At 63.4% G+C, this 25,914-nt stretch carries 10 protein-coding genes; 6 read left to right on the forward strand and 4 right to left on the reverse strand.

Annotated elements, in window-relative coordinates; translation table 11 throughout:
• Positions 1-223: 223 nt before the first annotated feature.
• The 3 genes from rtxA to rtxH are packed head-to-tail and all read right to left on the reverse strand — an operon-like array spanning position 224 to position 15,185.
• Positions 224-14,287: an MARTX multifunctional-autoprocessing repeats-in-toxin holotoxin RtxA gene (gene rtxA / locus OKC44_RS02265; protein WP_270810786.1), complete on the reverse strand. Its 14,064-nt coding sequence runs from the start codon at positions 14,285-14,287 to the stop codon at positions 224-226.
• A 17-nt stretch (positions 14,288-14,304) separates the two neighbouring features.
• Entirely contained in the window at positions 14,305-14,766 is a 462-nt protein-coding gene (gene rtxC / locus OKC44_RS02270; protein ID WP_161772470.1) for an RTX toxin-activating lysine-acyltransferase RtxC, read from the reverse strand.
• Positions 14,767-14,786: 20 nt separating this feature from the next.
• On the reverse strand, positions 14,787-15,185 hold the full coding sequence (gene rtxH, locus OKC44_RS02275) for a protein RtxH (protein ID WP_270810789.1): 399 nt from the start codon (positions 15,183-15,185) through the stop codon (positions 14,787-14,789).
• 332 nt (positions 15,186-15,517) lie between these two features.
• On the opposite strand from rtxH, the gene OKC44_RS02280 reads away from it, so the two are divergent.
• The 5 genes from OKC44_RS02280 to OKC44_RS02300 all read left to right on the forward strand — a co-directional run bounded on the left by OKC44_RS02280 (position 15,518) and on the right by OKC44_RS02300 (position 23,299).
• Entirely contained in the window at positions 15,518-17,581 is a 2,064-nt protein-coding gene (locus OKC44_RS02280) for a peptidase domain-containing ABC transporter (protein WP_270810791.1), read from the forward strand.
• On the forward strand, positions 17,578-18,942 hold the full coding sequence (locus OKC44_RS02285; RefSeq protein WP_270810793.1) for an HlyD family type I secretion periplasmic adaptor subunit: 1,365 nt from the start codon (positions 17,578-17,580) through the stop codon (positions 18,940-18,942). Before OKC44_RS02280 ends, OKC44_RS02285 begins: the two co-directional genes overlap by 4 nt.
• 2 nt (positions 18,943-18,944) lie before the next feature.
• Positions 18,945-21,104, forward strand: a complete 2,160-nt coding sequence (locus OKC44_RS02290) for a type I secretion system permease/ATPase (protein WP_270810796.1) — start codon at positions 18,945-18,947, stop codon at positions 21,102-21,104.
• Between the two features lie 138 nt (positions 21,105-21,242).
• Complete coding sequence (locus tag OKC44_RS02295; protein WP_016350040.1) at positions 21,243-21,917, forward strand: response regulator; 675 nt, start codon at positions 21,243-21,245, stop codon at positions 21,915-21,917.
• On the forward strand, positions 21,917-23,299 hold the full coding sequence (locus OKC44_RS02300) for an ATP-binding protein (protein WP_016350039.1): 1,383 nt from the start codon (positions 21,917-21,919) through the stop codon (positions 23,297-23,299). The genes OKC44_RS02295 and OKC44_RS02300 overlap by 1 nt, the downstream gene beginning before the upstream one ends.
• A 298-nt stretch (positions 23,300-23,597) precedes the next feature.
• Here the strand turns inward: OKC44_RS02300 and glk are convergent, their stop codons facing one another.
• Positions 23,598-24,566 (reverse strand): glucokinase, encoded by a 969-nt coding sequence (gene glk / locus OKC44_RS02305; RefSeq protein ID WP_011705258.1) that lies wholly within the window; start codon positions 24,564-24,566, stop codon positions 23,598-23,600.
• 349 nt (positions 24,567-24,915) lie between these two features.
• On the opposite strand from glk, the gene OKC44_RS02310 reads away from it, so the two are divergent.
• On the forward strand, positions 24,916-25,770 hold the full coding sequence (locus tag OKC44_RS02310) for a MurR/RpiR family transcriptional regulator (RefSeq protein ID WP_005298732.1): 855 nt from the start codon (positions 24,916-24,918) through the stop codon (positions 25,768-25,770).
• Positions 25,771-25,914 lie beyond the last annotated feature (144 nt).

Consider the following 25,914-nt stretch of genomic DNA (forward strand, 5'->3'; position numbering starts at 1 on the left):
CCAGCCGGGGAGCGGAAGCTGGCCATGCCTGAAAAGGCAGGTGCAGCCCCATCCGTTGGCAGAGCCTGTGATGGGCGTCGAGCAGGCTGCGCTAAGGAGCCGGTAGCCCAGGCGCGCCTTCCCGTCGTCACGCACCGCCAAGGAGGCTCGCGTCCACCGTTTTCCAATAAAAAAACCTGCTCCGAAGAGCAGGTTTTTACCTAACGGGAGGGAGTCAGGTCGCTCAGGCGACCCGGCCCTTGCCCTGGATCACATCACCCCAGGCCGACTGCACCAGGCTGTTGGCCTGGCTGTCGAGCCGGTTGAGCAGACCCATGTCGCCCGCTTCGGGGGCGAAGCTGCTCATGGCCTGGATCAGCTTGTCCACCGCCTGATGGGAGAGCGCGCTGTAGCTGCGCTCGCCGTCAGCCTGCTGCTCGCCAAGCCCGATCACCAGCTGGGCCCGGTTGTCGGCGAAGTAGTTGCTGAAGGTGGCACTGCCCAGCTGCTCGAACTTGCCCTGCTCGCTGGTACCGTCGGTGTGACGGTTGACCAGCAGTTGCAGATCGTAGCCGCTGCGCTTGAACCAGAGATCCCGCCAGCTGACGTCGTTGAAGACGATGAAGTCCTCCTTGCCGATGTCCTGCACCAGGTTCTCTATCACGGCGCCACTGAACACGAAGCTGTCGACGCCGGTGCCACCGCTGAACTGGTTCTGGTAACCGCCCAGCACCAGCAGGTCATCGCCGGCGCCGCCATCGAGCTGGCTGAACTTGGCGACCTGATCGGCGATCAACCGATCCTGGCCGTCACCGCCCCGAATGGTGGCGTGATAGCCCATCAGCTTGACCTGGTTGTTGCCATGTTCGGCCAGCAGGCGGTTGTGATTGCCAAACACCATGGCAAAGTCGTCGCCCTCTCCGAGCCGGATCTGGTTGTGATGACCGATGGTCACCGTGAAGTCCTGATCCGCGCCGGCATCTATCTGGTTGTAGTTGCCGGAGGTCACCAGATAATCCTGGCCGGCCCCCCCTTCCACTATGCCCTCTTCCCCTAAGATGAAGGCCTGATCGTTGCCCTCCCCCATGAAGGCGCGGTTGACACGGCCGGCCAGCACGGCGACATCGTCCCCCTGCCCGCCAAACATCATGTTCTCCCGGCCCATCATGATCCCGGTATCCTGACCGGCACCGCCGGTGAAGATGTTGGAAGTCCCGGTGGCGTAGAAGACATCGTCCCCGCGGCCACCCCAGAAGTTGTTGTTGTCGCCGAGGTAGGCCCCCAGATCCTTGCCGTCTCCCCCCCAGTTGAAGTTGTAGTTGCCAAGGGAGACATGCATGTCGCCATCCCCCTGCAGGTGACCACTATTGCGCAGGAAGTCGAAGGTCTGCTCCTTCATGTTGAGCAGATCGGCCGTCAGGTTCTGCTTGAGGTTGCTGGCCAGCGCCACCACCTCCGCCTGCTTGTCCCGGTTGAACAGGGTGGCAAACAGGTTGGGCAGACTCAGCGCATTGAAGCCGAAGGCCCGCTCCTCGGTGGCGGCCGGCAGCGCCGCCGGCTTGGCGTCGTTCCCCTGCTGCACCGTCACGGTACCGGACTTGGCCTCCTCGGGAGCCTCATCCTGCAGACCGTGGCTGCGGGCAAAGCTGCTGAGGGCATCCTCCCCCAGATCCAGCCCGGCTTTGAGCTGATCGAGCCACTTGGCCGGATCGGTCAGGCTCTTGAGCTGATCGCCACCAAACTCGGCGATGACGCCCAACATCTCCTGCAACAGGGCCGGTGCATCGATGGCCGCCCCATCCCGGGCCACCAGCTGGCCACGGGCGTTGTAATCCACGCCGAAGATGTCCGCCAGCGTGGTATCGGCCCCCACCCCTGCCAGGCGCCCCAGCAACCGGTTCTGCAGCTGGCGCGGCAGATCGGTCGGGGTGAAGGTAAAGGTGGTTTTCGCCTGCCCGCTTGCGGTGAACTCCTGGGTCATCAGCCCGAACAGGGAGCCCAGGTTTGTGTCCAGGATCGCCTGGATGTTGTCACCAAACACGAAGTTCCAGTTGCCCGTGGTGACCTGGATATCGGCCCCCTGACCGGCCACGGCAAAGTTGAAGACCAGCTTCTCGTTGGCCTGGCGCAGCTTGTCCGCCCGGCTCAACGGTCCCTGTTCGCCCTGACCGCCGCCCGAGATCCGCTTGTTGAACTCCTTGTTGAGGGTTGCCTCCAGGTCGCTCTTGAGCCCGCGGCTACTGCGATCATGGTCGCTGTCCAGACGCGTGAGCGAGCCGTATTCGACGCTGCTGGTCTGATCCAGACCGGCCATGTCGGCCACGAACTTGTTAGCACCGGCCAGGGTCCACTGATCCCACTGGCTGGCCACCCAATCCGGCTTGGCACCGTCACCGGCGATCTGCTGGAGGGCGCCGGCAATGCGGGCCGCCCCGCCAAACGGGTTGACCAGCGGCGGAGTGGGGATGGATTTTTCCAGCATCACGATGAGATCGTTGCTGCGCCCCAGGTTGAAGCTGACGTTGCGTTGCCCCACGAACAGCTGGGCCCCTTCCAGCGCCCGGTAGCCGGCGATGTCGACGCTGTGTTTGCTGTCGCCATCCCCGATGTGCACCATGACGTTGTTGTCGCCGAAGGCCAGCGACTTCATGCCGCCCGTGCCCACTTTGACCCCCAGGTTGGTGGTCCCCCAGTTGAGGGCGGTGAACTCGCCATCCCCCACGTTGACCTGGATGTTGCCCGAGTAGCTGACCGCATTGTCGGCCTGGCTCGAGGCCGTTTCCGGCTGGCGTTGTTTGTCGGGTGCGACGAAGGTCTCGTCGTTGTCGGCAATGGCGCCCCGGGCACGGCTTTCGCTCTCTCCCACCTTGGCCAGCACGATATCCCCTTCGGCCACACCGCCGCGCACCCGTTCGTTGTGCACCACGGGTTCGCCGGCGTCATCCAGAGTCAGCACCACCTTGTTGGCTGCCACCTTGCGGGCCCAGACATCCGCCTCATTGCGGGTATGCTTGCGCCCACCCTGATCGACCGCCACTTCACTGCTGCGGGCCGAGACCTGGGTACGGATCCCTTCGCCATCCAGCGCCTGGATGAAGCGGCGGGCAAAACCGGTCTGCAGGTCGTCGCTCACCAGGGAGCAACCTACCAGACTGATGTGGCTCGGCTTGGTGGTCACGCCAGCCTCTTGCTGCAGACGATCGCCCAGGCGGCGCAGATGCCCGGCCAGCTCATCGGCACTGTAGCCGCTGAGACGGCTGTTGTTCTGCCCGTCCGCATCGCGGCCATGCCCCACCACCTGCCAGCGGATATTGCCGGCCAGTTGCGCAGGGTCGCCATACACCACCCGATAGTTGCCATCCACATCCAGCTGTACCACCAGACTGCGGTCGGGGTGCTTGCCGGCCAGGCTGGCCGCGGCCTTGGCGGCCACCGGGTCATCTTCGGTCTGGATGATGATCTGGCTGGTGAAGCGGGTCTCGCCCCCTTCACTGCCCGGCACCACCTCAGGTCGCTGCCACTGCTCGACCCGCTGGTTGCGAACCGGCTGATCCGCGCCATCCAGCGCCGCCGGCGGCGTCCACTTCCTGCCGACATCGGCGTACTCGACCCGCTGACTGACATCATCCGCCTGCAGATGGAAGCGATTGCCCGCATCCACCTTCAGGGCCGGCAGACCCAGGCGATGGGTGATGCCGGGCACGAAGCCTTCGATCCCCTTGTGGGACGCCAGGTGCGCACTGCCGTAGATGGCGACGAATTTCTCACCAGCTGGCAGCTGGCCCAGTACGTCGACGGCGACATTGTTGGCTGCCCCGGCCCGGTACATCAGGCCGTGCTCGGTCCCGCCGATGACGGGTCTGGCGGTACTGCCATCGTCCAGCGCCACGATCCGCATCCCCCGCTCCCGGGCCCGCTCGAACAGGGAGGGCTCCAGGTGCTTGCTCTTGAGCATGGTCGCCAGCTCGGGAGACATTTCCCCCCCCGCCAGATAACGGTCGATCAGCGGCTGCGCCAGCTCACCACGCAGATGCTCCAGGCCGATGACGGTCACGCCCTGGGCCTTGAGTGCATCCATCTGTTCATTGACAAACCGCAGGCCGTTGACATCGCTGCCATGGGTTTCACCAATGAGCAGGCCATTGCGGTTATCCAGCAGGCGTGCCAGTTGTCCGGCCAGCGTGCTATCCCCATCCAGCTGCGCGTTCAGCGTCCGCAGGGCGTCGCCACCATAGCGGGCATCCCAGGCAGCCGCATCGGCCTGTTTGCTGCTGTGATAGATGTTCTCGATCTGCTCGATGCGGCGAGACTCCAGCTCACCGAGGTAACGGCGGTCACCGAACTTGTCCAGCATGATGTGCTCGGCAGAGAGCTCCGAACCGGGTGCGGCCTGCTTGGCAGCCTCCTTGATGAAGTAGACCGCCATCTGGGCGGACTGCTCCCCCGTCATGTCCTGCAACTCCTGATAGGAGTAACCCAGATGCAGCACCTTGCGGGTGTCGTCCAGCACGGCCCGGCTCAGCAGCCCTTTCCCCTGGGACTCGGTCAGCCACTTCTTCAGGTCACCATGGTGTTCGCCCAGCGCGATGTGGAAGCGGGCATCAAACGGCAAATCCACCGGCACGCCCCCCTGGTATCCAGCCTTGGCCGCCAGATAGGGGTCTTGCGCCGCCCAGCGCAGCACCATCTGGGTGAGACCCGGATGCTGGCCCTGCGCCTCTTCGGCGGCCTTGCCGATGACAATGGCAGCCAGGTCCGGGCGGGTCTTGGCCAGCGCCGTCACCTCGGTCTGCAACGAGGCCAGCTCGCCGTGATAGAGATTACCGTGAAGCTGACTCTGCAGCTTGCTCAGCGCCGGGTTTCTGCCGGAACCTTCGTGCTTGACCAGGTAGTCGTCGATCAGATTGTTCAACCGCAATGCGGCCTCTATCTTGGCCTGCCCGCTGGCACCGTGCAGCGTGGCGAGCTGATCCAGGATCTGCTGATAAGACTCGCCAATGGGCTTGGCAAAGACCTGGGCGGCTTTTTTCAGCTCATCCGGGCTGTAGACGTCGGCAAACAGCTTGGCTGTGCGCTCCGTCACCACCGTTTTGCCCGGCAGCTCCGCCATCGGACTCTCGTCAAATACCGGCAACTGCAGGATCTCCTGCAGGGTGACCTTGTTGGCCAGATCCTTGGACGGCTTGAAGCGGGCGAGCTCGGCGCCGTTCATCTCGCTGACCCTGAAGAACAGTGGCTTGCCGTCCGGCCCCGGCTTAAGGTGGTAGCCGCTGGCCATGTCCAGCCCCTCTTTGCCAAAGAAGCGGGTCATGTAACGACTAAACTTCTCGGCGGAGGAGAATTCGACGATGCCGGCATTGGGATCGTAGAAGCCGTAGATCCGGCCAGACTCTCCCTGCTTGGCCCAGGCCGCCATGGCGTGGCCCGGTGCATCCAGCTCCAGCAACACGGGCGCATCGCTGCCCTTGGCGGTCAGCTTGGTGAGCACGGTGTCGAGGGAGATGGCGTTCTTGCCCTCCCACTTCTCCTTGACGATGTCGTACTTGATGCTGCGCAGGCTGTCGTAGTTGTAGGCGGCAGGCGTATTGGTATGGATCTCCGCCAGGCTGCCCACCAGCTTGCGGGCATTGCCCAGCTCGGTTGCCGAGTAGCGATCCGGGTTGTTGATGACCGCCGCCGCGGAGTAGAGCTTCTCCATCATGCGCCGCGCCAGCTCGGGCTGCCCCTCGCTCTCCAGCTGCTTGGCAACCAGCACCAGCTTGGAGAGGGGATCGCAGCGACCACCGAAGCCGTCATCCGCCAGATTGAGCAGCAACAGCTGGGGAGCCAGATGCTCTCTGGCATGCGGATCCGTGCCACCTTGTGAGGCCACGTCGCGGAACAGACGGTTGGACTGCTCAATCCTGGGCTTGATGGTACTCTTGAGCGCCCGGTTTTCGATCTCCCAGGCCAGCGCCCCCTGCTGCTGTGGCGACAGGCTCGGCTGGACGAACAGGTCCACCAGCTGGGTCATGCTCATGTCGGGCTGGAAGCCCTCGACCACCTTGCCGGCCAACCCTTGCTGATACCCGGCCAGGAAGGCCTTGGTGGTACGGATGTCTCTGGTCGCCCCATTGCTGCCCACCTGCGGGGCGAGCGCCTCCTGATAGCGTTTGAGATCGCGCCTGATGCCCTCGATGCCCTTGAGCGGCGCCTCAATGTCTGCAGCCGACGGCGTGCGGTTGAACAAGTCATCCACAATCTGCTCGGCGTACTGGCCCATCAGGCGGTTGCTGGCCAGATGGCCATAGAAGGTCTGCTCGCCACTGACCTGATAACCGGCCACGGCCAGCTTGGCCCGCAGTTTTTCCCCTTCACTGCCGAGCCCTTCGTTGTCGGTCAGCAGCATGATGGGCGTGCTCTTGGGCAGGCCGTCGAGGTTTTTCTCCACCGAGAAACGACCGTTGATCGCCTTGGCGATCGCTCCCACCAGACCGCCCGGGTTGGGCAGCTCGTGGGCCGTGATCGCCTTGCTCATGCTGGGCATGGGGCGATCGAGCAGCAGCCCGCCCACCGGCTTGCCCTGCTCTGCGGCATAACGGGCCAGATCGGCGGCGATGGGGCCGCCCATGGAGTAGCCGTGGATCAGGATCTTGCCAGGCGCCACCCCACGCTCTTCCACCAGATAGCGGAACATGGTGCGGGCATCCTGGTAGACCCCCTGCTCGCTGGGACCGCCGTCGCTGGCCCCATAGCCGCGCAGGTTGACCGCCAGCATGTCGATGCCCTGCTTCTGGTAGTGGCTGCGAACCGCATCGGCCTGCTCCTCGGCGGAAGAACCCGAACCATGCAGGAACAGCACCACCTCGGGCTTGCCATCCTGCGGCGTCCCCGGCCGCTCGGCCCCCTTGTGCAGGTAACCGGACAGACGGCCGGCATCCCCTTGCAGGGTGACCTGCTCAGCCTCGCCCTTGCTCACCGCATGGTCGAGCAGTTGGCGGGTGATGTCGCCCACCTGGCGCCGCTCATCGCGGGTGCCGTAGAGGTTGTCGTTGAGGAAGCGGGTCAGCGGGTTCAGCGGCTGCTTGTCCAGCGGGGCCGTATCGGCATCCGCCACGCCCGGGCTCCGGTCTCCCGGTTTGTGGCCGCCCAAGGCCTGCAGTCCGCTCGTCACCTCTGCTTGATGCTCGGCGGTGAGCTGGCTCCATGCCTCGGCATGGTTGGCCATCACCCACTCGGCCTTGTGGTTGGCAGAGGCCACCTTCTTGGCATTCTTGACCGGCGGCAATCCCTGGCGCTCCCGATAGGCCTGATACCAGCTGTCGAAGTCCGCACTCTGCTCGACCAGATTGTTCACTGCCGCCACTATGGTGCGGCGGCTGACCGGGTCGAACTGGTCGAGGGTCTTCACCTCCACCCTGGCGGTCGATTCCGACTTCGGCACAAACTGGCTCAGCTCGTTCGGTACCTGGCGGAACTCGAACAGGATGGCCGGCTCGGGGTGCTTGCTGTCCCCCGTGGTCGCATTGTTGATGCCATGCCCGGCCACCTCGCCACCAAACTTGAAGTAGTCATAGATGTTCTGTGCCAGCGCCGGTGAATAGGCCGACTTGAGGGTCGCCAGGATCTGCTCGGACACCAGCTTGCGGTCATGGGCACTGAGCAGGGCCAACATGGCCACCGGCTTGGTTCTTGGCAAGATTTCCCAGGCATTCTTGACCTTGGGATCGGTCAACCCCTGGGCGTTGGGCGTGATCCCCTCGGCCAGCGGATCCCAGTCATTGATGTGAATGCCGTATTCCCGGGCCAGATCGGCCGTCTTGCCGTAGATGGAGGTGAGGTAGGCAAACACATTCTGTGCGGTGGCCGCATCCTCCCACTGCACATTGGCCGTGTTGGACAACAGCAGATCCTTCAGCTCGGGGTGATACCAGGGAGCGGACTCCAGCAGCCGGATCTCCTGGGAAGAGCCGCTACCAAATGCCTTGGCGCTGACCGCCACGGTCGCCTGCTGGCCGCTCGGCGTCATGCCGATGGTCTGCCCCTGACCGTCACGGGCGGCGCCATTGCCGGCCGCGATCACGTGGTTGGCATTGGAGATGACCAGGGTGAAACGGCCATCCTCGCTCACGAGATCGGACAGTCTGGTGTGATTGGTCTGGCCGATGTGCTGGGTGAACTCTCTGGCAAGCCAGAGCATGGCCTCCTTGCGTGCTTCCACTGCCTGCTGATCCTGCATCTCGCTTGGATAGGTCACCAGCTCGATGGTATGGGTCTGCCACTGGTTGATCCCTTTGACATCGCTGATCCCGGCGGGATTGGTGTACCCCCCCTGGTTCATGTCCTTGGTCAGCATGAACAGCGGGTTGCCTGCCGCATCGTGCACATAACCAAACTTTTGTGCCGAGTTCTTCGGCAACGCCACCACCAGCCCAGTCAGCTCGTTCTCGATGCCGATGGAAGAGCCGTCGAAGTGGCTGCTGAACTCAGGCACGGCCTTGCTGCCCGGGCGGGGGCCATGCAGACCGGTGAGATCCACGGCCGCCGTGGCCAGTACCTCATGCTGCTGCGCCGGTTTGGTCGCCGCGGCTGTCGCCTGCACCTCCTGCTGCACCTGGCTCGGTGTTGAGGTCGGCGTTGGAGTCGGGGCCACCGGTTGACGGGAGCCTGCATTGATCTGCAGCCGGTTGACCGCCGCCAGCGCTCCGTCGAGGACGGACTGCTCCTGCTCGCTCAGTCCGGTGGCGCTTTCGATGGCCGAAGAAGGAACCTCATCAGGAGCCGACAAGGTACCGACAGCGGGCACATCCAGCTCGCCGGTCTGCAACAGGGGCTGCCCGGCTGCCGTCGACGGGCCGGACTGAACGCCCTGGCGGGTCGGCTTGTCGCCGCTTTGCTTGAGGCTCGCCGCATTCTGTTTGGCCTGGTTGGCCTGCAAGCCGGCCTGACTGGCCGCCTGCTCGCCGGCGAGCTGTGCCTGGCTGGCACTCGCTTCGCCCTGCTGCTGCCGCGATGTCGCCTCCCCCTGGCGAACCAGCGCGTCGAGACGACGCTGTTCTGCCTGCGCAGCCCTGTGCTGGCCCGCCGCCTCGGCGTCACCCTGCAGCTGTTCGCTGCGCTGCTGACCCGTTTGGGACTTGGCCAGCGCCATGTCTATCTGCTGGTGCTGCGCCTCATGGCGGGATCTGGCCTCTTCGATCGCCGTGCCGGCCGTGTTGCCGGCATCGTCCAGATCTTCCTGGACCGTGCTCAGCAGGCGGTCGGCAAAGCCGGTGCGCCAGTGCTGACCGGACGGCTCGCTCGCCGCGTCGGACGCTCTGACCTGCTCGAAGCGGCGCGCCAGCGTATCGAGCTGCGCCGTCATCTCGCGGGACTCGGCCTCGATGGCGGCACGCTGATCCTGACCATTTTGCGCCAGCTTGTGCTGATCGGTGGCCTCCAGCTGGGTCTGGGTGCCGGCAATGGCGGCCAGCTGCTGCCCCTTCTCCTGCTCCAGTCGCTGCTTGTCGGCGTCGGCACTCGCCTGATCGCCTCTCGCCTGGGCCGCGTTGTCGTCTTGCGCCAGCTGGGCGCTGACCTGGCCGATCTCGGCCTTGCCAGAGGCGGTGGCCACCACGTTGTCGAGCAGGTAGCCAAGGCCGTTGCTCTCACCGATACCGCGGAACGCCAAGGTGTTGCGACCCTCGCGGGCCGTCAGCGTCAGCGCCTTGCTCTGCCAGCTGCTGGCGTCCCCTTCGCTGGCAAACACCCGCTCACCATTCCACAGCACCTCGATGCCGTGTTGCAGGGAAATATTCGCCCGGCGGGCAAAATCAAATGTCAGGTTGACGGTCTCGCCCGCCTTGAGGCCGGCAAGATCCTGGGAAATCTGGGTATTGCGGTCAGTCGACAGTTCGCTGACCCGGGCACCGTGCCCGTCGGCAGCCAGCCCGTAGGTGGCGGCGGAAAAATCGGCTTCAATCCCGGCGCCGGCATGCTGCCAACCGTGGGCGCCCCGCTCGAAATCGCCGTTGACGATGAGGTTTTCACCGCCCCTTGCCAGGCCTTGCTCATCGAGCTGCAGCGCCTTGTCCATGGCCTGCTCGTCGCGCTCGCCGGCCTGGCTCACCTTGCCGGTCAGACTGCCGGCCAGGGAGGACTTCACCTCGCCAATCTCGTCCAGCCCAAAGCCGCTGAGCCCCTGCACCTCGCCCAGGCTGGCCGCTTGCGGCGCCTTGAGCGGGCCCTCTTCGTCCCCCTGCACCAGATAGTTGATGGCCTGGTTGCCCGCGCTGCCGAGCAGGGTCTGCTTGATGTTGTCAAACAGGGTGCCGAGCTTGTTGCTGCTGGTGTTGCTGCTGGCGATGGCCAGGCTGTAGAAATCGCCGTTGCCGATCTTGATGGCCACGTTGTGACGGGCATAGGCCGCCGTGATGTCGAGCCCGTCGCCGATCTGGACATTGGCATTGCCCTTGCCCTTCATGACCGCGACGTTGAGGCCGTCTCCCACCTTGGTGTTGAGGTTGTAGTCACCCCACGCCAGGTTGATGGTGGTGCCATCGCCCACCTTGACGTTGTTGTTGAACTTGCCGTAGGCGGCCGTCACGCTCAGGCCGTCCCCGACCGTGGTGGTCTGGTTGACCTCCCCCTTGGCGAGGGTGACCTGGATGCCGTCTCCCACCCGGGTGACGATGTTGGCCTTGCCGAGCAGCGCCTGATAACCATCGCCCTCCCCGACCTGGGTCACCATGTTCGCATCGCCCTTGGCCAGCACGACCTGACGGCCATCCCCCACCTTGGTGATGACGTTGGCCTTGCCCCAGGCACCGGTGTAGCCGTCGCCGTTGCCAACCTCGGTGACCAGGTTGGCCTCCCCTTGCAGCACGGCCACTTCCCGGCCATCCCCCACCTTGGTCAGCACGTTGGCACGACCCTTGGCGAAGCTGTAACGATCGCCGTTGCCCACCTGGGTCAGCAGGTTGACGTCGCCCCAGGCGCCCTGTACCACCAGCCCGTCACCCACCTTGGTGATGAGGTTGGCACGCCCCTTTGCCAGGCCGATGGTGCTGCCGGCCCCGACGTGGGTCATCACGTTGCCCATCTCGGAGATAAGCAGACCCACCGTGGTGCCGTCACCGATCTTGGTCAGCAGGTTGCCCTTGCCCCACAACACGCCGGCGGTGGTGCCATTGCCCACGTGGGTCAGCACGTTGGCATCGGCCTTGGCGATGGCACCGAGGAAGTCATCCCCCACCTTGGTGATGATGTTGGCCTTGCCCAGCGCCAGTACCCCGGTCAGACCACCGCCGACATGGGTCACTATGTTGGCCTTGCCGAACAGGGCTGCCAGCGTGGTGCCACTGCCCACCTTGGTCATCACGTTCAGCTCGCCGGCAAACAACCCCAGGCTGGTGCCGTTGCCGATGTGGCTGTAGACGTTGGCCTTGCCGATCATCAGTGCGGCCGTCAGGCCATCCCCCACCTTGGTGAACAGGTTGGCCTGCCCCAGCATGGCGGCGAAGGTTTCACCAGCACCGACGTGGGTGAAGACGTTGGCATTGCCCACCATGGCGGCCAGTGTCATGCCGTTGCCCACCTTGGTCGCCAGGTTGCCCTGGGCCAGCATCAGCGCCACGGTCAGGCCGTCACCGATATGAGTGAAGACGTTGGCCTTGGCCACCATCAGCGCCAGCGCATTGCCATCGCCAACCTTGGTGAAGACGTTGGCCACCCCGCCCATCAGGGCCCAGGCATCGCCTTGGCCTATCTGGGTAAACAGGTTGCCGGCGCCGATCATGGCGGCAATCGCCGTGCCGTCGCCCACCTTGGTAAACAGGTTGCCAGCGGCCCCCATCACGCCCAGGGTGTCGCCATTGCCGACATGGGTCAGCACGTTGGCGCCCCCCAGCATCACCGCAGAGAGATCGCCATCACCGACCCGGGTCAGCACGTTGGCAGCCCCCAGCAGCAGCGCCTGGGTATCCCCCTGACCAATCTGGGTCAACACGTTGGCGCCGCCCCCCAGAATCGCCTGTACCTTGCCGTTGCCCTTCTTGGTCAGCACGTTGGCTCCGCCCAGCAGCACGGCGCGGGTATCGGCAGCCTTCTCGCCCTGAGTGACGTGAGTCAGCACGTTGGCGCCGCCCAGCAGGCCGGCGGTCAGTTGACCCGCACCCAGCTTGGTCAGCACGTTGGCCCCACCCACCGACATGGCGTCGAGCCGGCCGTTGCCGACCTGGGTCAGCAGGTTGAAGCCGCCCCCCGCCAGCCACAGACCGCGGCCGTCGCCCAGCTGGGTATGGGTGTTGTAACCGCCCAGCATGACCACCTGGCTGTCGCCACGGCCCTGCTGTACCGAGATGTTGCCATAGGCCAGCAGACGGGCCAGGTACTCGCCGTCACCGCTGCGCACCAGCACGTTGGCCGCACCGGCTGCATAGACATCCATCCGGCCCTGGGCACCCTGATGAACCAGCACGTTGGCCAGGCCCGCCCCACGGAACACCAGGTCGCCGCGCTGGCCGCGCTTGATCAGCACGTTGGCCGCCCCGGCGCCGTTGAAATGGATGTTGCCCTCGGTCACGTCGGACTCGATGACGTTGCCGCCACCGGCGCCGTCAAAGAAGATGTCGCCCTTGCTCTTGCCGCCGCTCTGCTGGCGAGGCAGCAACGGCTGGCTGGAGAACTCGCGGGTGGCCGGCAGTCGATCCGACACGGCCGTGACGGTATCGAGCTGGTAGCGCACCTCGCTCAGGGAGTAGCCCCCCGTCCCCATGGCGGTGAAGCCGGTATGCTCCGAAATGACCTTATCGGCCAGCCCCGCCAGGTGGTTGCCCTCCTTGTACCAGGCCTTGGCGAGGTACTTGAGCGCCCCGGTCTCCCGATCATTGGCCAGCTCCACCACCACTATCTTGGTGTAGGGACCAAGCTGCTTGGCAAACACATAGGTGTTGGCCTGCGCCCGGGATTTCACCGCGTTCACGTCGACCTTGGTGCCATCCTCAAAAATGGCGTAGCCGCTCATCTTGGCGCTGGAGAGCGTCACGTCGGCAGCCGCCACGTTCACCCCGCCACCGTAGTTGATCCAGCTGTTTTCAGTCAGATCCGCTTCCACCGCCTCCAGCTTGATGCGCTGACGCCGTTCGAACACCAGATCGCTCAACCGATAGGCGCCGTCGGTTTGCGTCGAGACGAAGCCGTTGCCCGCATCAATTTGACGACCGGCCAAGCCATCGAGGTGATTGCCCTCCTTGTACCAGGAGGTGGCGTGATAGTGCAGGGTACCGTTCGCGCCATCGTTGGAGAGCTCAACCCGGTTGACCTTGGTGTACATGCCGTCAAAGAAGGCAAACAGGTAGGTATTGGGCTGCAGGCTGGACTTGATGGCCGTAACGGCCTGGGACTGGTTGATCCAGCTGCCGCCCATGGTGGCGGTGGTCAACGCGATCTCGTCGGCACGGGCGCCGGCGAAGGGGGAGCTGTCGCTGTCCGAGCCCTTGCGGGAGAGATGGTTGTAACCCCCCGCCCCCTTGAAGTGGATGTTGCCCTCGGCCACGTCCGACAGCAGCCGGTTGTAGCCACCGGTCCCGTTGAAGCGGATGTCGCCACGGGTCTGCAGGTACTCATCCTGTTCGTTGCGCAAGCGGGAGAGCTCGTTCCAGCCGCCGGCCCCGTTGAAGTTGACGTCCCCCTCGCGCCCCTTGCGGAACACCTTGTTGTAGGCACCGGCGCCGTTCAGGGTGACGTTGCCGGACTCCACCTGGGAACTGATGATGTTGGCCGCACCGGCCCCCGAGAAGTGGATGTTGCCCTGCGAGCCTTGATACTGGCTGTGCCAGGTGCGGTCCAGCTTGTTGGCCGCCCCGGCGCCGCTGTAGCTCAGATCGCCGCGGTCGGTCTGGTGCCAGAGCTTGTTGTAGCCGCCGGCCCCCTCGAAGCTGACGTTGCCGCTGATCCCCTTGCGGGTCAGGAAGTTGGCCAGCGCCGCCCCCTGATAGCGGATGTCGCCGTCGCGCCCCTGGTGATCGATGTTGGTGGCGCCGCTGGCCCCGGCGAAATGGACATTGCCGGACTGGGACTTGCTGATGTCGGCATAGCCCGCCGCCCCCTTGACGGTCAGGTTGCCGGAGTCGTCAACCACCTTGAGGTAGGCAGCACCGCCATAGACGCTGTCGTTGCCCGTACCGGTATAGACGGTGGCGCCGATGGAGCCGACCCTGATGGTGTCGTCACCACCATAGGCATGGATGACGCCACCGAGGCCATAGGCATCGATATCATTGTTTCCGTCATCTGCCGTGTAATTACCGGTAAAGAAGTACTCAATACTTCTCCATACACTCTTTCCCATGTATTAACTCATTATGATTAAATGGAAAACCACTGCACCCTGCGCACACAATGGCCAAGTTCGGCATGAACATGACCGCGCACTGTGCAGACCCGCTGCCCTTTCCATGGCAAGAATATCCGGCGACGCAGATCGCTCACCACGGCGCGGGCGTGTCCGTATGGCGCTATCATCTCCGGAATAAAAATGTGGTCGCCGGATTGCCAATCCTCACGGATCAGCTCCCGCTCGGCGGCCAGCAAGGTGTCACGAATGGATAAAGAGACAAACGCCCAGTTGCAAAATGCAACCGGGCGTCCACATGAGTCTTCGTAATAGCAGAACTGGTTCAATTCAAATGCTGGCAATATACGTTGCTGCCACTCGGCGACGGAATAACGCCGGTGCAGGGAGGAGTGCTGACTGAGCAGCATGACACCTCCCAACATATGTTGTTTTTGTTGCCAGTTAGGTTCCGTTGGTTGCAATACCAAGTGCATTGACTCCCCACACCGGAAACTTATTTCTTCTTGCGCGGCGCAGCCTGTGCAGTGGCGGCAGGAGCGGTTTCCTGCACCTCGGCGGGGGCGGCCGGGATCAGGCCAGCGGCAATCAGCTTGTCGAACTCGGCCGCCATGCGCGGATCTTCAAGCATGTTTTTTATCATTGAAACCATATACATAAAGCCAGCTGCCGGCATGTGCACCGTCTGTTTCAGCGCCAGCTCATTGTCGCTTTCTGCCATGACGCCCTGCGCCATCTTGAGCGGATCCTGGCCGACGAAATAGAGGGAAAAAATCCCCTTGTTGTAGTTGACGCTGGATACTGTCTGTACAAACTGCTCTGTCATATAAATTCCATTATCAATAAATATAAGGTAAAACAAAAAACAAAAATCCCACCAAAGATAAATCAACATGGTGCTAACATTTCATTTTTCGCTATATTTACCATATTTGAAAATATTATTTGATTCAATTAAACAATGATTCAAAAATAGAGTAATTACGTCAAAATAAATATCAACAAACTCATTAAGGTTAATAATGAGGCCACACTTGAGATTACCTTTAGATATATTTACTCAGTGAATTTATTATTGATCTTGTCAGCTCACATAATATTTGACAGATAATTATCGGCTCGTTAGTATGCGCGCCCTACCTGTAACAGGTCACCTTGCCCCATATAAACAGGAGGGGTTTAAACGCGGCAACGGGGTATATTATGACTGCGCATGACGAGTCTGTTTTGGCATGCTTGAAGATTATTACCGGATTATTGGGCTGTCCCCCTAAAGATATAGATATCACGCCAGACGAACCCTTTGATATTATTGTCGACAGGCTGCAGCAGCAGACCGACAGCCGGATCCGCCAACGTCACATTGCTCCCCGCAAACTCGCCAAACAGACGCTCCCCCTGGTCCTGCTCAGTGACAACGGCAACCCCTGCGTCCTGGCCCAGCGGCAGGGGGAGCAGGCCCTGATCCTGGACCCCGCCGTCGGCAACCCGCAGGTCATCGACCAGCAGGCGCTGCTGACTCGCTGGAACGGACGAGTCTATCAAGTACGCAGACAGCAGAGCCGCTTTGACATCCGCTGGTTCATCCCGGCCTTCCTGCAGCAAAAACGGCTGCTGGGGGAGATATTGCTCTTTTCGCTGGTCTTGCAGCTCCTGGCTCTCATCTCCCCGCTCTTTTTTCAGGTCGTCATGGACAAGGTGCTGGTGCATCAGGCCTGGTCGACGCTGGATGTGCTGGTGTTCGGGCTGCTGATCACCGCCCTGGTGGAGGTCTGTCTGCGCGGATTGCGGGAGTACCAGTACGCCCACACCGCCAACCGGATCGACATCCAGCTCGGCCTGCGCATGGTGCAGCACCTGTTTGCCCTGCCCCTGCTCTATTTCAAGAGCCGCCAGGTGGGGGCCATCGTGACCCGGGTACAGGAGCTCAATACCATCCGCGAGTTCCTGACCGGCACCATGTTCACCCTGACGGTGGACGTGCTGTTCATGTTCGTCTTCCTGGCGGTCATGGCCAGCCTCTCCGGCATGCTGACCCTGGTGATCCTGCTCTCCATCCCCGCCTATGTACTGATCGCCTGGTGGATCACGCCGCGCATGCAGCAGGCGGTCGAACAGCAGTTCGGCCACGCCGCCGCCAACACCGCCTTCTTGAACGAGACGGTCGCCGGCGCCGAGACCCTCAAGAGCCTGGCGCTGGAACCGCGCTTCGTGCGGCGCTGGGATGAGCAGACCAGCCAGATGGTGACCGCCGGTTACCGGGTTCAACAGCTCAACAACACCTCCCAGCACGGCGTCATGTGGCTGCAAAAGCTGGTGAGCGCTGGCGTGCTCTGGCTCGGCGCGAGCGAGGTGATCAGCCTGCAGCTCACCATCGGCCAGCTCATCGCCTTCAACATGATGGCCGGCCACGTGGCCCAGCCCCTGTCACGGCTGGTCGAGCTGTGGGGCCAGTTCATCCAGACCCGGATCGCGGTGGACAAATTGGGTGACATGCTCAACCTGCCCCCCGAGCACCAGCGTGACGGTGCGGGTCAGGTGAGTGCCGGTGCCATTTTGCTGGAGCGGGTGCGGTTTCGCTATCAGCCGGACGCCCCCCTCATCATCGATGATCTCTCCCTGACCATAGCGCCCGGCGAAACGCTCGGGGTGGTCGGCGGCTCAGGCTCGGGCAAGAGCACCCTGGCCAGACTGCTGCTGCGCCTCTACCAACCCGAGCAGGGCGAGATCTTCATCGACGGCCAGCCCATCCGCCAGCTTCCCCTCCACCACCTGCGTCAACAGATGGGCGTGGTGCTGCAGGAGAACCACCTGTTCAACAAATCGGTACGGGACAACATCGCCCAGTCGATGCCCCATGCCAGCCTGGATCAGATCATCCGGGCTGCCACCCTGGCCGGCGCCCACGACTTCATTCTGCGGCTGCCCCTTGGCTATGACACCGTGCTGGCGGAGGGGGGCAGCTCGCTCTCCGGCGGCCAGCGCCAACGCATCGCCATCGCCCGCACCCTGCTGGCCGACCCCAGGATCCTCATCTTCGACGAGGCCACCAGTGCCCTCGACGATGAATCCCAGGCGCTGATCCAGCGCAACATGCGCCAGATCGCCTGTGGCCGTACCGTCATCACCATCGCCCACCGTCTCTCCACCGTGCGCCAGTGCGACCGCATCATAGTCCTGCAGCGCGGCAAGATCGTCGAGCAGGGCGACCACGCCAGCCTGCTGGCGCGAGGGGAGCACTACGCCCGGCTGTGGCGACTGCAGCAGGACTTGCACGAGGAGACCCCATGAATCTGCGTACCTGGCTGGCCCGCTTGCGCCAACCCCGCCCACCCCGGCAGGCGGATACCCACTATGGCTTTCTGCCGGCCCACCTGGCGCTGGCCGAGACGCCCCCCTCTCCCTTTGCCCGCATCACGGCGCTGACCCTCAGCACCGGCGTGCTGCTGACCCTGCTGTGGGCCTGCTGGGGCGAGCTCGACATCCAGGCCACCGCCAGTGGCCGCCTGCTGGTGCTTGGCCGCAGCCAGATGATCCAGTCCTACGAGCAGGCCAGAGTGGTGAACATCCACGTGGAAGATGGTCAGGCGGTTGCCGCCGATGCGCCGCTGCTGACCCTCAATACCCTGGGGGTCAGTCAGGATCTGAGCCGCTTGCGCCAGCAGCAGGCGTTCCAGTACCAGACGTTGATCCGCTACCAGTCGCTCTACCGTGATCAGGCCCCCGACCAGCATCCGGACTATGTCAGGCTCACGCCGGAGCAGCAGCAGGCGCTGGTGGAGAACTACCAGAGCGAGCTGCACGAATTTCACAGCACCCTCGGCAACCTGCAGGCCGAGCTCGGGGTCAACCAGGCCAACCAGGCCGCCAGGCGGGGCGACATGGCTTCTCTCACCACCCTGCTGGCCAACATCCGTCCCCGCCTGCAGGCCCGTCAGACCCTGAGCCAGTCCCATGCCATCTCCCGGGTGGAGTATCTGGAGCAGGAAAAAGAGCTGCTGGAAACCCAGCGCCAGCTCGCCCAGCAGCGGGCGGAGCTCGAGGTGCTGCAATCCCAGCAGCAGAGCCTGCAGGAGCGGCTGGCCGGCTTCAAGGCACAAAAGCAGCGGGAGTGGATCGAGAAACGCCAGCAGGCCAGGCTGCAGCTGACCGCCATCGAGCAGGAGCTCGCCAAACTGCGCGAGCGGGAACATCTGGAGGTGATCCGCGCCCCGGTGGCCGGCACGGTGCAGCAGCTGGCCATTCACACCCAGGGCGCCGTGGTGCAGCCGGCCCAGCAGCTGCTGGTGATCGTACCCAACGAGGGGGTGCAGCTCGCCGAGGTGAAGATCCTCAACAAGGACATCGGCTTCGTGCACGAGGGGCAGGCGGTGAGCATCAAGGTGGATGCCTTCCCCTACACCCGCTACGGCACCATAGATGGCGAGCTGGTGAGCGTGTCGCGCGACGCCACCGCCGATGAGCAGCTGGGGCTGGTCTTTGCCGCCAGGGTCAAGCTGAGCCAGGGCGAGATGCTGATCGACCAGCAGCCCGTCAAGCTCACCCCCGGCATGTCGGTGGTGGCGGAGATCAAGACCGACCGGCGCCGGGTCATCGACTATCTGCTGAGCCCCATTCGCGAGTATCAGGCCGAGGCGCTGCGGGAGCGATGACGATGCAGCAGACCCACTCCGCCGACAACGGCCCTGTCGCCAATGGCGCCCTCGCCGCCCTCACCCAGGCGGCCCATCAGCTGATGCTGACGGCCGATGCCGAGCAGCTGGCCCACGCCCTGGGGTGCGATCTGGCACCGCCCGATCTGACGGTGCGGGAAGCCGCCGCCCGTCTTGGCCTGCGCAGCGCCCTGTCGCAGGGGCCTGGCTGCCCGCTCGCGGCGCTGCCGCTGCCGGCCTTGCTCAAGCGGGATGGCCGCTGGTACACCATCACCGCCATCACGCCAGAGGGCTGGCTGCTGTTTGATCCCGCCAGCGGCAGCAGCGGGCTGCAACCGCTGCCGAGCCAGGCCGAGGCGGCGCAGTGGCACTTTTTGTTGCTGGCCCAGCAGGATCTCACCCCGGCCGAGGTCAAATTCGGGCTGGGCTGGTTCAGCCCGGCGGTGCTGCGCCAGCAGAAACAGCTGAGGGACGTCTTCTGTTTCGCCATCTTGCTGCAGCTCATCGCCCTCGCCAGCCCGCTGCTGTTCGAGAACATCATCGACAAGGTGCTGGTGGGGCGCAGCCTCGGCAGTCTGCACGTGCTGGCCCTGGCCATGGTGGCGCTGGCCTGCGCCGAGCCGCTCTACGGCTTTCTGCGCGGCCAGGTGTTCGGTCACCTGGCCAACCAGGTCAATGCCGAGCTCTCCGGCAAGCTCTATCGCCACCTGGTCGGCCTGCCCATCGGCTATTTCAAGGCCCGCCAGACCGGCCAGATCATCGCCCGGGTCAAGGAGATGGCCCAGATCCGCCAGTTCCTCACCGGCTCGACCCTGATGCTGGTGCTGGATCTGCTGTTCATCCTGCTGTTCGTCGGGGTCATGTTTCACTACGCCCCGCGCCTGACCGCCTGCGTGCTCGGCTCGCTGCTGATCTACTTCCTGCTCTGGCTGCTGATAGGGCCGCTGGTGCGCAGAAAGGTCGAGGCGGAGTATCAGGCGGATGCCGATGCCACCAGCTTTCTGACCGAGGCGGTCACCGGCATCGAAACCATCAAGACCACGGCCACCGAACGCCGCTTCTACCAGGAGTGGCAGCGCCTGCTGGCACGCCAGCTCAGACGGGGCTTTCAGGCCAAGAAGGTGGGGCTGGCGGCCGGCCAGGGCATCGACCTGGTGCAAAAGATCACCGCCGCCCTGCTGCTCTGGCTCGGGGTCGGCGAGGTACTGAACGGTCGCATGAGCCCGGGGGAACTGGTCGCCTTCAACATGCTGGCCGGCCACGTCACCCAGCCGGTGCTGCGCCTGGCCCAGGTGTGGCAGGATTTTCAGCACACCCTGATCGCCCTGCGCCGGGTCGGCGACATCCTCGACGAGACGCCGGAGCATGGCAACAACGGGCTCGCCTCCGTGCCCGCCCTCCAGGGTGCCATCGAGTTTCGCCACATCCGCTTTCGTTACCAGCCGGATGCCCCTGAGGTGCTGGCCAACCTCTCCCTCACCATTGAGCCGGGGCAGTTCATCGGCATCACGGGGCCGTCCGGCTGCGGCAAGAGCACCCTGACCCGTTTGCTGCAGCGGCTCTATGTGCCCCAGCACGGTCAGGTGCTGGTGGACAACATGGATCTCGCCATCGCCGACCCCGTCTCCCTGCGCCGCAACATGAGCGTGGTGCTGCAGGAGAGCGTGCTCTTCTCCGGCACCATCGCCGACAACATCCGCATCTGCCGCCCCGATGCCAGCCAGGCCGAGCTGGAGCAGGCGGCGCAGCTGGCCGGTGCCCTCGCCTTCATTCGCGAGCTGCCCCAGGGCTTCGAGCAACAGGTGGGAGAGAAAGGCGCCCGCTTGTCGGGCGGGCAGCGCCAACGCATCGCCCTGGCCCGCGCCCTGCTGGTCAACCCCAGGATCCTGCTGCTCGACGAGGCCACCTCGGCCCTCGACTATGAGTCGGAAGCGGCCATCATGGCCAACATGGCGGCTATCCGCCGCGGCCGCACCCTCATCAGCATCGCCCATCGCCTCAATACCCTGCGCGAGGCGGACCGCATCCTGGTGATGGAGGCAGGGCAAATAGTGGAGTCGGGCAGCCATGATGAACTGCTGGCCCGCGAGGGGCTCTATGCCAGGCTGTGGCGTCAACAGACCGGTGCTGAGGCGAGTCAGGCCCTGGCTCACACAGGCTAGGGAGTGGCTAATGATGGGGTGGTGAGTAATGGCGGGCTGATTCAGTCCCGATACAGCCAGGGCTGTTAGGATCCGGATTGACTCTCCCCGTCATAAGCCCTCTAATTGACAGCCTGGATCCCCATGATCGCGCACCTTATGAAAATATTGTTGGTCGAAGACGACAAGCTGCTCAATCACCACCTCAGCACCCTGCTGACCGAAGCCCAGAATCAGGTACACAGCACCGATAGTGCCCAGGTGGCACTGCATTACGCCGCCGACTATCCCATCGACGTGGCCATCATCGATCTGGGCCTGCCCGACATGGACGGCCTGCAGCTCATCCGCCAGCTGCGCGAGCAGCAGATCCCCTTTCCCATCATCGTATTGACCGCGCGCGGCAACTGGCAGGACAAGGTGGAGGGGCTGGAAGCCGGGGCGGACGACTACCTGGTCAAGCCGTTCCAGAAGGACGAGCTGCTGGCCCGCCTCAACGCCCTGGTGCGCCGCAGTGCCGGCTTCATCTCCCCCAGGGTCAAGGCCGGCGACTACGAGCTGGATCTCTCCCGCAAGGAGCTGACCATCGCCGGCACCCCGGTGGTGCTCACCAGCTTTGAATACCTGATCCTCGAATACCTGATGCGCAACGCCCGTCAGGTGGTCTCCAAGCAGCAGCTGCTGGACCAGCTCTACGGCGACGGCGAGGGGGACCCCAACACCATCGAGGTGATGGTGAGCCGGCTGCGCAAGAAGCTGGATCCGGAGGGGACCATCCAGCCCATCTCCACCATCCGCCGCCAGGGTTACATCTTCAACCTGTCGTGCAACTGATGGACGTTCGTCTGCTGCGCCCCATGCGCTTCATCCGCCGCTCGCTGCACATCAAACTGATGCTGAGCGCCATGCTGGTCATCGCGCTCATCATGGCCTTCTCGGTCTACATCCTCTATCTGGGTCACACCGAGGAACAGGCCCAGAAGGCCAGCACCCGCATGCAGGAGAACCTCTCCAAGCTGTTCTCCTCCAAGCTGCCGGATGCCCATGCCACCACGGATCTGGGCCGGATCACCCCGGATGCCGTCGACCCCAATCTGGATACCCTGATCTGCCGGGCCGACGGCCAGCTGAGCTGGTCCAGCATGCACATGCCGGAGGTGATCCAGGCCAGGGACACTATCTGTCAGGATCTGATGAAGTATCTGGGCGGGCTGGATCAGGACTACTTCTTCAAACGTCACACCATCAAGAACGGCGAGAGCTACTTCATCTACAGCCTGCGTTTTCTGCGAAACCACGGCGATGGCCCCACCACCTATTACGTGGTGATGGTCGATTCGGCCAAGCGCTACCTGGCCCAGACCCGCGATTACCTCTACCAGTGCATCCGCCAGGCCCTGCTCGCCTACTCCCTGCTCGGCGCCTTGCTGCTGCTCACCAGTTTCTGGAGCCTGGGCTCCCTGCGCACCATGGCGCGCCAGATGGACGAGATCCGGGCCGGCAAGCGGGAGGCCCTCTCCAACGACTATGAGCGGGAACTGACGCCGCTGACCGAGTCGGTCAACCAGCTGCTGGAGAACGAACGCCAGCAGACCCAGCGCTACCAGCACGCCCTCAACGATCTGGCCCACAGCCTGAAAACCAGGCTGGCGCTGATCCAGATGACGGCGCAGGAGGTCAAGCTGGGGCGCGACATCCACGACAACATCAATGAGCAGATCCTGACCATGGATCAGATCATCCAGTACCAGCTGCGCCGCGCCGTCACCGGCCGCAAGCGCCTCGCCAGCAAGGGCACCGAGCCAGTGCCCCTCATCGAGAAGCTGCTGGCCAGCCTCGCCAAGGTCTATCGCCACAAGAAGCTGCAGACCCGCTTCAAGTTCGATGACGACGTCTTCTTCGCCGGCGAACAGGGGGACTTGATGGAGCTGATGGGCAACCTGCTCGACAACGCCTTCAAGTTCGCCATCAGCGAGATCAAGGTGACGGTGAGCCGCCGGCTCGACCGGCTGCGGATCGAGATCGAGGACGACGGCCCCGGCATCGACCCCGGCAAATCGCAGCAGATCTTCCAGCGCGGGGTGCGCGCCGACAGCTCCCCCGGCCAGGGCATCGGGCTGGCGGTGGTCACCGAAATCGTGCACAGCTACGGCGGCCAGATCATGGTGGATGAGTCCCCGCTCGGGGGCGCCCGCTTCACCCTCGACCTGCCCTGAGCCCATCCCTACCCACTGCGCCTGCCACCCGGCAGGCGCAGTGCATTGTGGCGCAGGTCGATCCTTTCGCAAAGGACGGCATCTCCATCCAGCCGGCAAACCGCAGGCATAAAAAAACCGGCCGCGAGGGCCGGTGAAACAGTTCAGGCTTGTCAGGTGACAAACGCACCCAGCGGATGAAGACAAGTCCCAACTCCTTATGGTGCCCTGCCTTCTTGAGTACGTGTTGACACTCTACGCCATGGTCACTGAATCAAGGCTGAACCATGGCCGATCCGTCCCCTGGCAAGCAGCCAGCTTATAACTTGATGCCGAGCGACTGACGCAGATAGGCGCCGGCGCCGAGCAGACCCGGCCCCTCGTGGGTGATGAGGAAGACGGGGATATCCTTGAGGTAGGATTTGAAACGCCCCTTGTCTTCGAAGGCCACCCGAAAGCCCGAGCCGATGAAGAACTCCTGAAAGCGCGGCACTATGCCACCGGCGATGTAGACGCCGCCGAAGGTGCCCATGTTGAGCGCCAGGTTGCCGGCAAAGCGGCCCATCAGCACGCAGAACAGGCTCAAGGTACGGCGGCAGTCCAGGCACTCGCCCGCCAGCGCGCGCTCGGTGATGTCCTTGGGTTCGAACGCCTGCGGCTCACGGCCGTCGGATTTCACCAGACCACGGTAGATGTTGACGAGGCCGGGGCCGGAGAGCAGCCGCTCGGCCGAGACGTGGCCCAGCTCGGCGCGCATCACCTGCAGCACCGCATCCTCTTCTTCGCTGTTGGCGGCAAAATCCACGTGGCCACCCTCGCCTGGCAGACTCAGCCACTGCTCGCCGGTGTGCACCAGGTGGGCGACCCCAAGGCCGGTGCCGGCCCCGTAGATGGCGATGGGCTTGCCAGCCACGGGCGCCGCGCCCCCCAGCTGGATGCAGTCAGCCGCGTCCAGCACCGGCACCGCCATGGAGACGGCGGTAAAATCGTTGATCACCTGCAACCGGCTCAGGCCCAGATTGGCCTGCATCTCGCTGATGGAAAACTCCCAGCTGTGGTTGGTCATGGCGACCCAGTCGCCGTTGATGGGGCAGGCGATGGCGATGCAGGCTTCGCCCACCTGCACCTTGTGCTCATCCAGATAGAGGCGAACCACGGCTTCCAGACTGGGATGGGCCAGCCCGGAATAGGTCTTGGCCTGGGAAATGGTGCCGGTTGCCAGCTCGCACAGGGCCAACCGGGCATTGGTACCGCCTACGTCGCCGACCAGCGCATGGGTATGCTGCATAAAACAACTCCTTCGTTACTGGGGTCGGGGCGGCCGTTACCGTCCCGCACTTATTATTTGGTGCCAATTCTACCCGAGCCCCTCCCCTTGCGGCGCGTTTGATGGGTGCAACTGTGCGCCCGCTCACAGTGTTGTTGCTTTGCAACATTTGTAAGCGCTTTCACGGAATGACTGGAAGTTTGTAACCAAAACAACGAAATAATTAGACATGAGTCATACTTTGCAGGGCCGAGATTAGTTTCGATAAGAGCTTGTCTTGTATAGTCATCAAGTTGATTGGAAACCTGCTTAGCCATGAATTTAGTGCAAAGACACTGAAGCTAAATTACAAAAACGCCTGGTGGTGATGATGAATACCCTTGATAAAATTACTAATAATTTGGAAAGTTTCAGTAAATCAGAGCGTAAAGTCGCCGAGGTCATCCTGGCCTCCCCGCAGACGGCCATCCACTCCAGTATCGCCACCCTCGCCAAGATGGCTGACGTCAGCGAGCCGACCGTCAACCGTTTCTGCCGCCGTCTCGATACCAAAGGCTTTCCCGATTTCAAACTGCATCTGGCCCAGAGCCTGGCCAACGGCACGCCCTATGTGAACCGCCACGTGGAGGCGGAAGACGGGCCCGATACCTATACCGCCAAGATCTTCGAATCCACCATGGCCTGCCTCGATGCCGCCAAGAACAGCCTGGACATCTCCGCCATCAATCGCTGCGTCGACATTCTGACCCAGTCCAAGAAGATCAGCTTTTTCGGCCTCGGCGCCTCCTCCGCCGTCGCCCGCGATGCCCAGAACAAGTTCTTCCGCTTCAACATCCCGGTGGTGAGCTTCGATGACATCGTCATGATGCGCATGAGCTGCATCAACAGCAGCGAAGGGGACGTGGTGGTGCTCATCTCCCACACCGGCCGCACCAAGGCGCTGGTGGAGATTGCCGCGCTGGCCCGCGAGAACGACGCCACCGTGATCGGCATGACCGCCAAGGACTCCCCGCTGGCGCGCGAGTGCAACCTGGTGCTCTCCATGGACGTGCCGGAAGACACCGATGTCTACATGCCGATGGCATCGCGCATCGCCCAGCTCGCCCTGGTGGACGTGCTGGCGACCGGTTTCACCCTGCGCCGCGGCATGAAATTTCGCGAAAACCTGAAGAAAGTCAAAGAAGGTTTGCGCGAATCCCGCTTTGATACACCCCACTCTTCGTAAGCAGCGGGGGCCTCGGCCCCCGGCTGTCTCTGCCACCTTCCTTGGTGTAGTATTGTAATTTAGTAACAAAAGCCACCCAGATGGCTTGCAAGCGGGTGCAATGGGTCATGCGCTTGACGGGGCAGTATCTCAAGTCATATCAAC

The organism is Aeromonas sp. S41-2 (assembly GCF_027705845.1).
Taxonomy (GTDB): domain Bacteria; phylum Pseudomonadota; class Gammaproteobacteria; order Enterobacterales; family Aeromonadaceae; genus Aeromonas; species Aeromonas hydrophila.